General features: G+C 72.4%; 10 protein-coding genes. 5 read left to right on the forward strand and 5 right to left on the reverse strand.

Going from position 1 to position 12,059, the window contains the following annotated elements:
- Positions 1-12: 12 nt before the first annotated feature.
- From ABD284_RS14005 to ABD284_RS14020, 4 genes are all read right to left on the reverse strand, one after another.
- Positions 13-1,449 (reverse strand): sensor histidine kinase, encoded by a 1,437-nt coding sequence (locus ABD284_RS14005; RefSeq protein WP_344143395.1) that lies wholly within the window; start codon positions 1,447-1,449, stop codon positions 13-15.
- Between the two features lie 1,961 nt (positions 1,450-3,410).
- Complete coding sequence (locus ABD284_RS14010; protein ID WP_344143555.1) at positions 3,411-3,800, reverse strand: VOC family protein; 390 nt, start codon at positions 3,798-3,800, stop codon at positions 3,411-3,413.
- Positions 3,801-3,931: 131 nt separating this feature from the next.
- On the reverse strand, positions 3,932-4,861 hold the full coding sequence (locus ABD284_RS14015; RefSeq protein WP_344143396.1) for an NAD(P)H-binding protein: 930 nt from the start codon (positions 4,859-4,861) through the stop codon (positions 3,932-3,934).
- 82 nt (positions 4,862-4,943) lie between these two features.
- Positions 4,944-5,114, reverse strand: coding sequence for a hypothetical protein (locus tag ABD284_RS14020; protein WP_344143398.1), 171 nt, complete (start codon positions 5,112-5,114; stop codon positions 4,944-4,946).
- Positions 5,115-5,439: 325 nt separating this feature from the next.
- On the opposite strand from ABD284_RS14020, the gene ABD284_RS14025 reads away from it, so the two are divergent.
- Positions 5,440-6,333, forward strand: a complete 894-nt coding sequence (locus ABD284_RS14025; RefSeq protein WP_344143400.1) for a LysR family transcriptional regulator — start codon at positions 5,440-5,442, stop codon at positions 6,331-6,333.
- 228 nt (positions 6,334-6,561) lie between these two features.
- Here ABD284_RS14025 and ABD284_RS14030 read toward each other — a convergent pair whose 3' ends face one another.
- Entirely contained in the window at positions 6,562-6,813 is a 252-nt protein-coding gene (locus ABD284_RS14030) for a hypothetical protein (protein ID WP_344143402.1), read from the reverse strand.
- A gap of 541 nt (positions 6,814-7,354) precedes the next feature.
- Here ABD284_RS14030 and ABD284_RS14035 point away from each other — a divergent pair.
- From ABD284_RS14035 to ABD284_RS14050, 4 genes are all read left to right on the forward strand, one after another.
- Positions 7,355-8,425: a tartrate dehydrogenase gene (locus ABD284_RS14035; protein ID WP_344143403.1), complete on the forward strand. Its 1,071-nt coding sequence runs from the start codon at positions 7,355-7,357 to the stop codon at positions 8,423-8,425.
- 180 nt (positions 8,426-8,605) lie between these two features.
- Positions 8,606-9,691 (forward strand): tartrate dehydrogenase, encoded by a 1,086-nt coding sequence (locus ABD284_RS14040; RefSeq protein ID WP_344143556.1) that lies wholly within the window; start codon positions 8,606-8,608, stop codon positions 9,689-9,691.
- Positions 9,692-9,725: 34 nt separating this feature from the next.
- On the forward strand, positions 9,726-10,892 hold the full coding sequence (locus tag ABD284_RS14045; protein ID WP_344143404.1) for an enolase C-terminal domain-like protein: 1,167 nt from the start codon (positions 9,726-9,728) through the stop codon (positions 10,890-10,892).
- 151 nt (positions 10,893-11,043) lie between these two features.
- Positions 11,044-12,045, forward strand: coding sequence for a Bug family tripartite tricarboxylate transporter substrate binding protein (locus ABD284_RS14050; RefSeq protein WP_344143405.1), 1,002 nt, complete (start codon positions 11,044-11,046; stop codon positions 12,043-12,045).
- Positions 12,046-12,059 lie beyond the last annotated feature (14 nt).

Here is a 12,059-nt window from a genome sequence, read left to right on the forward strand (position 1 = left end):
CGGCACCGGATCTCACCGGGTGGTGTCGTCCGAAGCGCCGTCGCGCCCGCGGGCGGTCTTGCGGAAGGCGGCGAAGCGGGTGCCCGGGTCGCCGAATTCGCGCTTGCGCTCGGTGCGCGGCTGGGAATGCTGGCTCTCGGCCTCGGCCAGGGTCTGGCCGCGGCGCCGCTTGGGCAGAGCGTGCTCGCCGGTCTCGCCTGCGCCGCCCCCGCCGATGGCCGGAGCGGGCGCCGAGGACGCGGCGACGGGGGCGGGCTCGGCGGTGCGCGGCGGCGGGGGCGGGGCGGCGGGCGCGTCGAGCGCCTGGCGCGGGCGGGTGATGAGGTGCTGCGGTACGAGGACGACGGCGCCGGTGCCGCCGCGCGAGGACGGCCGGAAGTTGACCGTCAGCCCGTACTTGGCGGCGACGCGGCCGACGACGGCCAGGCCCATGCGGCTGCCGGGCAGGTTCGTCAGGTCGTGGGGCTGGGACACCAGCTGGTCGGCGCGGCGCCGCTCGCGCGGGCGCATGCCCAGGCCGCTGTCCTCGATCGTGACCATGACGCCGGTGTCCTCCTCCTCCACGTAGACGTGCACCTCGGTGTTGTGCGCGGAGAAGTTGGCGGCGTTGTCCATCAGCTCGGCCAGGGCCTGCATCACGCCCTCGGCGGCGTAGCCGACGACGGCCGCGCTGCTGGTGGAGTGGATGCGCACGCGGCGGAAGGCGTAGATGCGCCCCATCGCGCCGCGGAGGATGCTCTCCATGACGATGGGCTTGGTCCAGCGGCGCCCGGAGCGGCCGCCGCTGAGCAGCGCGAAGCTGTCGGCGAGCCGGCCCATCTGCGAGACCTGGTGGTCGAGCTCCAGCAGGTCGCCGAACACGCCGTCCTGGTCGCCGTAGCGGTCCTCCAGCTCGCGCAGCTGGGCGAGGAGGTTGGTGACCTGCGCCTGCACACGCGCGGCGGCGCCGGCGCAGGCCGCCATGGCCGCGGCGCCGCGCCGCTCGGCCTGCCCGAGGGTCTGGCCCAGCTGGACGAGCAGCGTGCGCAGCGCCTCCTGGTTGGGCTGGGCGGACTCGGCGATGGCGGCGTCGGTGGTGGCCCCTTGACGGATGCGGCGGCGCAGGTCGGGGACCCCGTCGTGGGCGAACTGGCGCAGCTCCTGCTCCAGCCCGGCGGTCTTGTGCTCGGCTTGGGCGACGCGCTCCTCCGCCCGAGCGGCCCGCTCGCGGCTCATGGCGGCGGCGGCAGCGTGGTAGGTGGCGACGGCGATGGCGCCGGCCAGCAGCACACCCATGACCGAGCCGACCGTGATCATAAGCACACGCACGTCGCCGGGCACGGCCGAGACCACCCAGTACCAGGCCGCGGCCAGAACGACGCCCGCGGCGCAGAATGCGAGTACGGCTTGCAGGCCCGGCGAGTTCGGCGAGCGCTGCGACTGATTTCTTTCGGATACACGTGCTGACATCGATCAGGTCCTCGTCGGCGATTGGAAGCAGGCGGAACCCGGCCCGCGTCGGACCCTGATCCGTTGCACGGCTGCACGGCAGGACGATCGGGCCCGGAGACAGCCTGTGCGACGGCCAGTGGGGGTGATCCGGAACTTACCGTAGCCCACTCCAGACATGCGGGGTCAATCGAGCCTCAAATCCTCAATCGGCGCTGATTCCTTCGTTTTAAATCCGACAATCCTCGCCTTTGAGACATTGGATGCGGACATTCAGCACATCCGGGAGGTGTTGCGCTGGGCAAGGTTGCGGATCGAAAACCGGCCGAGCGGAATGCGGGTACGGGTGCCCGCGATCGCCCACGCGAGGCGCAGGACGGGGCAGCGCGGGGCAGTAAGGGGAGGGGCAGGACGGGGCAGCGCGGGGAGGGGCAGGACGGGGCAGCGCGGGGCAGTAAGGGGAGGGGCAGCAAGGGCGGCGAAGGCGACGAAGGTGGTGGGCGGTTGAGCCTACGGTGATCGGCCGAGGACCCTCTCGGTTGCGCATGCGGCGAAGCAGCAAGGGCACCGGGCGGTCGAGCCCGCGACCATCGGTCGAGGCGCCCGCCGGTTCCCCACGCAACGAAGCAGCGAAGGCGGCGGATGGTCGAGCCCGCGACCATCGGTCGAGGACCCTCTCGGTTGCGCATGCGGCGAAGCAGCAAGGGCACCGGGCGGTCGAGCCCGCGACCATCGGTCGAGGCGCCCGCCGGTTCCCCACGCAACGAAGCAGCAAGGACGGCGGGCGGTCAAGCCCACGACCAACGGTCCGGGCGCCCGCCGGCTGCCCACGCGACGAGGGCAGCGACGACCGCGGGCAGTCAAGACCGCGAACATCGGTCCGGGCGCCCGCCGGTTCCCCACGCGACCCAACCAAAGAGCACAGGAGCACGATTCGCACAAACCGGTCATATGAGACCTGGTCGTGGCCGAGAAGGGCGACGAATCCGCCGCGAGCCGCACCGCAGCATCCCGGCGATCCGCAGTGGCCCTCGATGCAAGGCGATTGATGCACGAATGCCCGTATTGCACCCCAATAAAGCAGACCTTCCAGGCGCCAGCGGCGACGAACCACTCCTAATGCACCTCTCAGGGGCCATTGAGCGCCGGTTTGGGCACTCTCGTCGCCACACGGCACCTCACAGCACCTTAGAAACACGGCAAATCGGTCAAATCACTTCGATAACCTCCGCATCGCGGAATTTTGAGGTGCCGTGGATGCCGCACCACTGGTTGAGCGCCACTCGTGGCCTTACCAACTCGATGGGCACGCCCAAATGCCCGAAATGTCGCCAGCGATGTGAGGCACGGCGCCGTCCTGAACCATGACACCGGCGCGCACCCGAACCGATCCGCGCAGGCTCAACCACCCGCCGCCCTCGCCGCCCCGCCGCGACAGCCACCGGCGAGCACCCGAACCGATGGGCTCGGGCCCGACCACCCACCGCCCTCGCCGCCCCGCCGCGACAGCCACCGGCGAACACCCGAACCGATCCGCGCGGGCTCAACCACCCACCGCCCTCGCCGCCCCACCGCAACGGCCACCGGCGCGCACCCGAACCGATGGGCTCGGGCCCGACCACCCGCCGCCCTCGCCGCCCCACCGCGACAGCCACCGGCGAGCACCCGAACCGATGGGCTCGGGCTCCGCCATCCCTCACTGCCCCCTGAGGCGCGACCAGCGACTACCCGAACCGGTGGGCCGGGGGCGACCGGGCGGCCGCATCCTCAATCCAGCCAACCCGGCCGCATCCTTCCGCCGACCGACCGGCCGACCGGCCCGACGCAGCCGGCCGACGGGGCGGCCGCATTCATATGAAGCGGTCGGACCCGTCAACCAGCTGGCCGATCAACCGGCCTCACCCTTCCTACGAGCCGGCCCCGTCAAGCGCCCCGTCCACCCGCCATCCCTCAATCCGTCCACCCGTCCACCCGTCCACCCGTCAACCCATGGCTTCGATGTCCATATACACGACCTCCCACAAATGCCCGTCGGGGTCCTGGAAACTCCGCCCGTACATTCCAGGCCCTTCCATGGGTTCGTTGGAGGCGCTCCCACCCGAGGCCAGGGCCTTGTCCACCAGGTCGTCGACATCCTCCCGGCTGTCGGCGGAGACGGCGATGATCGCCTCCGTGGACGCCCGGGCGTCGGTGATCTCCTTCTTGGTGAAACCCTGGAAGAATCCCTTGACCAGCAGCATCACGACGGCGTTCTCTCCGACGGTAATGGCGGTGGCGTTCTCGTCGGTGAACTTCGGGTCGAACTCGAAACCGAGTGCGGTGAAGAAGTCGACGGAGGTCTTCAGGTCGGCTACCGGCAGATTCACGAACATCATTCTCGACATGCTGTGAAGCTAGCAACGCCCGACGACAATTCGGCTCTAGCCGCGCCCGGGGCGCCTTCTTCCCCCTTTATCTCACCTTCCATACCGCTTGCCCGTGTTTCAGGCCCGTTTCCCGGTTTTCAACCCCGAGTCCGTGTATCCCGCCCCGGCGCCACCGCCCGCTCACCGGCCACCCGCTCGGCAACCGCCCGCTCAGCGGCCACCCGGTCGGCGGCCCATTGGCGGAAGGTGCGCGGGGGCGCGCCCGTCACGCGCTCCAGGGTGTCGGTCGCGGGCTCCGGATGCGCCACCATCCGGGCGTGCGCCTCCAGGATCTGCCGGGCCATCTCCTCCGGCAGCCCGCTCTCGGTCAGCTCGCGCACGGCCTCGTCGTCGGTCATGGCCTCGACCCGGACCGGCACCCCCAGCTCCTCGCCGATGATCCGTGCCTGCTCGGCCTGGGTGATGCCCGCGGGCCCGGTGATCTCGTAGGCCGCGCCGGCGTGCCCGCTCTCCGTCAGGGCGCGCACCGCGACCTCGGCGATGTCGGCCTCGTGGATCAGCGGGCGCGCGAGGTCCGGGTACGCCATGCGGATCACTCCCGTCTCGCGGATGCGCGGGATCCAGTCGCGCAGGTTCGCCGCGAACCCGCCGGCGCGCACGAAGGTCCAGCTCATCCCGGACTCCTTGATCAACCGCTCCAGCATCGCGTGCGAACCGAGAATCCCGCCCTCCCGCTCCGAGCGCTCGGGGTCGATGCCCATCGTCGACAGGTACGCGATCCGCTCGACGCCGGCGGCCATGGCCTGGACGGTCTCGGCCGCCGCCGCGTCGGCCTGGACGCTCGGCCACACGAGGAACGCGGTGTCGACGCCCTCCAGGGCAGGCCCCAGGCTCCCGGGATCGGCGAGGTCGCCCTGGACCGCCTCGACGCCGGCGGGCAGATCGGCCTTCGCCGGGTCGCGCGTCAGCGCGCGGACGGCACGCCCCTCGTCCGACAGTCGGCGCACCACGTGTCGACCGACGTTTCCGGTCGCTCCGGTGACCAGGATCGGGCTCTGCGCTGCCATAGGACGCCTCCGTAGTCGTCTCGCCTGCGGCGGGCACCGGCCGGCGCCCGTTCCGCACCCTCACGTCCACGACTCTGCAGCCTCAACCAAAGTTGAGGTCAACCGGCCCGGCAGGCGGTCTCGGCACGGCACCGAGGACGACACCGAGGTAGGGCTCCCGTCCGCCGGACGTGCGCACCCCGGTGACGACCAGGTCGGAGAAGCCGTCGCCGTCGCCGTCGAGCGGGGGTTCGGTTCCGGTGCCCGGCCGCATCGCCGGCGTCCAATGCCGCGGAGCAGGCGCCGCTCCGCCGCAGGCGCTGAGCCCAGCCGGTACGAGGGCCGCTGCTGCGGCGGCGGAGCGGCGGTAGGAGCCGGATCGGCGGTCGATGAGGGCCTCCTCCGTCGGTGGGACCCCGGAGCGACGTTCCCGGCTTCTCGTCGGCACGGACGTGCCGGAGCCGCCGACGACCTCCGCTCGGCTCGGCGGAGTTCGCCGCTCCGGCCGCCGCGACGGGGTGGGCCACCTCCGATAGGTTGAGGCTATCGACCGGCGGCTCCCACCGGCTCTGCTTGGAATACCGAACACGGGATGTCGTATGGACACGCGCCAACTCGAGTACTTCGTCGCCATCGTCGACCACAACGGGTTCAGCAAGGCGGCGGCGCGCATGCACGTCGCTCAGCCGTCGCTCTCCCAGGCGATCCAGCGCCTGGAGCGCGAGCTGGGCACGGCGCTGTTCCACCGCGTGGGGCGGCGCGTGCAGCTCACCGCGGCGGGCCGGGCGATGGTCGAGCCCGCGCGCCAGGTGCTGCGCGGCCTCGACACCACGCGGGCCAGCGTGGAGTCGATCAAGGGCATGCTCTCCGGCCGGGTCGACATCGCGGTGATGCCCTCCCAGGCCGTCGAGCCGCTGACCACGATCGTCACGCGGTTCGCCGAGCGCTTCCCCGGCGTCACGGTGAACGTGGCGGCGGTGTTCACGCCTCCCGAGGCGATCGAGAAGGTGCGGGAGGGCGCCTGCGAACTGGCCCTGGTGGGCTCGGGCGAGCCGCTGCGGCCGGTGGGCGTGCAGGAGCACCCGGTCGAAATGCAGAAGTTCATCCTGGTGGCACCGCCGGACCACCCCTTCGGCGACGCCACGCGCGCACACTGGTCCGACCTCGCCGGTCACCGGGTGATCACCTACCCGGCGGGCAGCCGCGGCCGCCACCTCGTCGACCGCATCCGCGCCGAGGGCGTGGACCTGCATATCGCCGTCGAAGCCGGCCACCGCGAGGCGATCCTGCCGCTGGTGCTCAACGGCGCCGGCGTCGCGGTCCTGACGGAGTCCTGGACCCGCACCGCCCGCAGCGGCGGCGCCCAGGTACTCGACCTGGACCCGCCCACCTGGATCCGGATCTCGCTGCTCAACCGCGACGCCCCGCTGACGCCCGCCGCGGGCGCGTTCCGCGAGATCGCCCTCTCCTCCGCGCACAACACCCACCGCTGACGGCACCCGGGCGGCTCCGGGCAGCCCGTCCCCGAACTGCGGCCCGTAAAGTTCTCGACCAGCGGTGCGGGGGCGCCGTGACCGGCGCGCCCGCACCGTTCACGACCGGCCCGGCAGGGTGCGGGCGCCGCGGCCCTCCCCCGCTCCGCCGCCCGCCGATGCCCCGGTAGAGCGCGGAGGCCGAGTGCTCCCTCGCCCGGTCCGCGCCGCCCGCGGAGCGGTCGATCCTCAGCGGGGCGGCGGCGCCGTCGCCGTCCTCGCCGCGCACGGCCCCGGTGAAGACGCGCCGTCCTCGCCCGCGCCCGGTACGGGCGGCTCCAGGTCGACCGTGGTCGTGCCGGCGGCGCACGCCGCCGAGTCCGAAGCGACCGTCACGCGCCACTCGTCCTCTCGCAGCTTGGGGCCGACGACCGCGTCGGCGTAGCCGTCGCCCTGTACATCGGCGGCCGCGACGAGGTCCCCGAAGCCGTCGTCGGCCATCGGCTCCGGCGAGCCCGGCCCGATTCGGGATGGGCGTTGACCTGCGCGGCCGGCGGGCTTGGCAGGCCCGGCACGCCGGCGGTCTACCGCCCGAGCGGTCCGCTGCGCCGCCTCCGGCCCGGTCCCGCCCGCGGCCCCTTCCTGCCCCGCCCTTTCCCCCGCACCCTTTTCCGCCCCTGCTGACCGGCCACGGCCCTGGCACCGGCCCCGCACCCGCACCCCCACCCGCATCGCCGAAGAATCCGCATCGCGGAATTGAATCCGCCGTATTCATCCCCGGGCATTCGGAAGGAGATTCCCCACCCGGTTTCACCTCGGAAGCACAACCGATAGGCGGAGCCTATAGGTCACATCGCCAATGACAGTTGGACTTTCGACGCATTCCTGGAATTAGATGTCCAGCGTGTGAACCACGGCATTTTGCGGGGATGCGGGGCCGGCACGGCCGGTCCGGCCGCAGGCCCGCAGCCGCCGCGCAGGCACGCCATCGTGGAATCTGTGCGCCCGGGCCCAGAGGTCCGCGGCGAGTAGGGGAGTCGGTGTGGAACACTTCGAAATCGCGGTCATTCCCGGTGACGGGATCGGCAACGAGGTGATGCCCGAGGCCCTGCGGGTCCTTGAGGCGGCCGGATCCCGCTACGGCGTCGAATTCGCCTTCCACGAGTTCGACTGGAGCTGCGAGCGCTACAAGCGGACGGGCCGGATGATGCCCGAGGACGGCATCGAGCAGCTGCGCGGCCACGATGCGATCCTGCTCGGCGCCGTGGGCTACCCCGGCGTGCCCGACCACGTCTCGCTGTGGGGCCTGCTGATCCCCATCCGCCGGGAGTTCGACCAGTACGTCAACCTGCGTCCGGTGCGCCTGCTGCCGGGCCTGACGCCGCCGGTCCGCGACGTCTCGCCCGGCGACATCGACTTCTGGGTGGTCCGCGAGAACAGCGAGGGCGAGTACTCCATGCTCGGCGGACGGCAGGGCGAGGGCACGCCCGGCGAGATGGTCATGCAGGCCTCCGTGTTCACCCGGCGCGGCACCGACCGCATCCTGCGCTACGCCTTCGAGTTCGCCCGCCGCAACCGGCGGTCGCTGGTCACCTCGGCGACCAAGTCCAACGGCATCTACCACTCGATGCCCTACTGGGACGAGCGTTTCCGCGCGATCGCCGAGGAGTACCCCGACCTCTCCGCCGAGCAGGAGCACATCGACATCCTCACCGCCAAGTTCGTGCTCCGGCCGCGGCACTTCGACGTCGTCGTGGGCAGCAACCTGTTCGGCGACATCCTCTCCGACCTGGGACCGGGCGTGACCGGCACGATCGGCGTGGCCCCCTCGGCCAACATCGACCCCGAGCGCCGCCACCCCTCCATGTTCGAGCCCGTGCACGGCTCGGCCCCCGACATCGCGGGCCGGGGCGTGGCCAACCCGGTCGGGCAGATCTGGTCGGCGGCGATGATGCTCGACCACCTGGGCGCCCCCGAGGCCGGCGCCGGCGTGCTCGCCGCCGTGGAATCGGTGCTCGCCTCTACCGACGCAGCGCTCACCCCCGATCTGGGCGGTACGGCCCGCACCGGGGACCTGGGCGGGGCGATCGCCGCCGCAGTGGCCGACGGGTAGCGCTCCGCCGCGCCGACCGCCCCCTCACCACCGCCCCGCACCACCGGCCCCCGCCCGCACCCTCTGCCCCTGCCTCCCCGCGCCCGAACCGCCCGGCACCCGCCACAGCGGTCCGACGCCGCCCGAGGCCGTCTCCAATCCGCCCGTGAACGCCGTGAGAACGCGAGAAGGAGTCCCGCCATCAGCGCCCAGCACCGCTTCACCATCGCCGCCGTCCCCGCCGACGGCGTGGGCACCGAGGTCGTCGACGCGACCCGCACCGCGCTGGCCGAGCTCGCCCGGCGCGGCCCCCAACCCTTCGAGATCACCTGGCGCGAGTTCGACTGGGGCTCGCACTACTACGCCGAGCACGGCCGCATGATGCCCGAGGACGGGCTGGACCGGCTGCGCGAGATGGACGCGATCTTCTTCGGCGCCGTCGGCTGGCCGACCGTGCCCGACCACGTCAGCCTCTGGGGCCTGCGCCTGGCCATCTGCCAGGGGTTCGACCAGTGGGCCAACATCCGCCCCGTGCGCTTCCTGCCCGGTGTGCGCAGCCCGCTGCGCGGCACCCAGGGCGCGCAGGGCCGGGCGCTGGACTGGGTGGTGATCCGGGAGAACAGCGAGGGCGAGTACGCCGGGCTGGGCGGGCGCAACCTCTCCGGGCGCGGGCCCGGCCACGAGGTCGCCGTGCAGTCGGCGCTGTTCACCGAGACCGGCTGCGAGCGGATCGCACGCTACGCGTTCGACCTCGCCCGCACGCGCGAACGCCCGAAGGTCACCGGCGTCACGAAGTCCAACGCCCAGCAGTACGGGATGGTGCTGTGGGACGAGGTCTTCGACCGGGTCGCCGAGGAGTACCCCGACGTCGAGGCCGAGCGGGTGCTGGTCGACGCGATGGCGGCGCGCTTCGTGCTCCAGCCGGAGAGCCTGTCCGTCGTGGTGGCCTCCAACCTGCACGCCGACATCCTCTCCGACCTCGGCAGCGCGCTCGCGGGCAGCCTGGGCGTGGCGGCCAGCGCCAATCTCAATCCCGAACGCCGCCACCCCTCCATGTTCGAGCCCGTGCACGGCTCGGCCCCCGACATCGCCGGGCAGGGCGTGGCCGACCCGATCGGGGCGTTCGGCAGCGCCGCGCTGATGCTGGAGCACCTCGGCCTGCCCGCGGCGGCGGCCGCGCTGGAGGCGGCCATCGCCGAGACCACCGGAGCGGGGGTGCTCACGCCCGACCTCGGCGGGAACGCGACCACCGACGAGGTGACCAAGGCCCTGGTCGACCGGCTCTGACCACGACTCCTCTTCGATCTGGACTGGACCACCAATGCGCATCACGAAGATCACGCACAGCGAGGCCCCGATCGCCTCGCGCATCAGCAACGCGGTCATCGACTTCTCCCGCATGACGGTGTCGGTCGTCGCGGTGCACACCGACGCCGTCGTCGACGGCGAGCCGGTGGTGGGCTACGGCTTCCACTCCAACGGCCGCTACGCCCAGACGGGCATCCTCGCCACCCGCGTCCTGCCGCGCGTGGAGGAGGCTCCGGCCGAGGCGATCACCGACCCCGCGACCGGGATCATCGACCCCGTCGCCGTGCACCGCGTGGCCATGGCCAACGAGAAGCCCGGCGGGCACGGGGACCGGGCGGTCGCGGTGGGCACGCTGGACATGGCCGTGTGGGACGCCGCCGCCAAGGCCGCGGGGCTTCCCCTGTTCCGGCTGCTGCACCGGCGCTTCGGCACCACGCCGGAACCGGAGACCGCGGTGTGGGTCTACGCCGCCGGCGGCTACTACCACCCCGACAAGCCCCTCGACGGCCTGCGCGCCGAGATCGGCGGCTACCTGGAGACCGGCTACCGCGACGTCAAGATCAAGATCGGCGGCGCGCCGCTGGCCGAGGACATGCGCCGCATCGAGACCGTGCTGGAACTGCTGCCCGAGGGCTCGCGGCTGGCCGTGGACGCCAACGGGCGCTTCGACCTGGCGACCGCGCTCGAGTACGCGCGGGCGCTGAGCGACTACGACCTGATGTGGTACGAGGAGCCGGTCGACCCGCTGGACTACCGCGCCCACGCGGTGCTCGCCGAGGAGTACGCGGGCCCGCTGGCCACCGGGGAGAACCTGTTCTCGGCGGCGGACGTGCGCAACCTGCGCCGCTACGGCGGTCTGCGGCCGCACCGGGACGTCCTGCAGATGGACCCCTCGCTCAGCTACGGCGTCGCCGAGTACGACGCGATGCTGCGCGACCTGGCCCTGGGCGGCTGGTCGCCGCGGAACTGCTGCCCGCACGGCGGCAACCAGATCAACCTCGCGCTCGCCGCCGCCTACGGCTTCGGCGGCTGCGAGTCCTATCCGCAGGTCTTCGAGCCCTTCGGCGGCTTCGCCGAGAACACGCCGATCACCGACGGCCGGGTGGCCCTGCCCGAGGCGCCGGGGATCGGCATCGAACTCAAGCCCGCGCTGCACAGCATGCTGCGCGAGCGGCTGTGACTCCCGGTCCGCGCCTGCGGGCGCGGGCCGGCGGCCACGGCCGCCATCTCGGCCGCGGCGGCGCCCCCGCCGCGGCCCGCGGGGCGGCGGTCGCCCGCCGCCCCTGGCCCCCCATCTCCTTTGTGCCCGCCGGGCACAGCGAGGAGGAGCGATGCACTACCCCTCACGCAGGGCCTTTCTGGGCGGTCTGACGGCGGCCGCCCTGCCCCTGCCCCTCGCGTCCTGCGCCACGCAGAGCGCGCCGGCCGGAGGCGACGTCTCCGACTACCCCTCCCGCAGCGTCACCTACACGCTGCCGTTCGATCCCGGCGGCGAGTCCGACGTCACCGCACGCCTCCAGCAGCAGCCGCTGGAGGACGCGCTGGGGGTGTCGGTGGTCGTCACCAACCGCCCGGGCGGCGGCGGGGCGGTCGGCTGGTCCGAACTGGTGCACCAGACCCGGTCCGACGGCTACACGTTCATGGGAGCGAACCTGCCGCACGTGATCCTCCAGCCGCTCGCCCGCGGACGGGCCGGCTACGAGACCGACCAGATCAACTGGGCCTACATCTTCCAGAGCACGCCCAACGCGCTGGTGGTCAGCGGGGAGAGCGAGTTCCGGACCGTCGACGACTTCATCGCCGCGGCCCAGGAGGAGAAGCTGAGTCTGGGAGGCAGCGGCTCCTACAGCGCCAACCACGTGGGGGCGCTCGCGCTGGCCGAGGAGTCGCGGGGACAGTTGACCTACGTTCCCTTCAGCGGCACGGCCGCGGCCTCGCCCGCGCTGCTCGGCGGCCAGGTCGACGGTCTGATGACCTACAACACCGAGGCGCTGCAACTGCAGGACAAGGGCATGCGGGTGCTGGCCATCGCCTCCGAGGAGCGCGTACCGGAGTTCCCCGACGTCCCGACGCTGCGGGAGAGCGGATTCGACATCGTCGAGGGCGCGTGGCGCGGCGTCGCCGTGCCGCCCGACACGCCCGACCGGGTGGTCAGCGTGCTCGCCGACGCGTTCGCTCAGGTCAACCAGGACCGCGAGTTCGTGAAGAAGGCCGAGAACCTCGGCTACCACATCCTCGACATGGGACCCGAGGAGTCCAGGGAGTTCACCCGCGAGCGGACGGCCCAGGCCGAGGACCTGCTGCGGCGATTCGAACTGCTGCACGGCCAATAGCGCCCCGGCGGCCC

The sequence above is a fragment of the Streptomonospora arabica genome, from assembly GCF_039531585.1.
GTDB lineage: Bacteria > Actinomycetota > Actinomycetes > Streptosporangiales > Streptosporangiaceae > Streptomonospora > Streptomonospora halophila.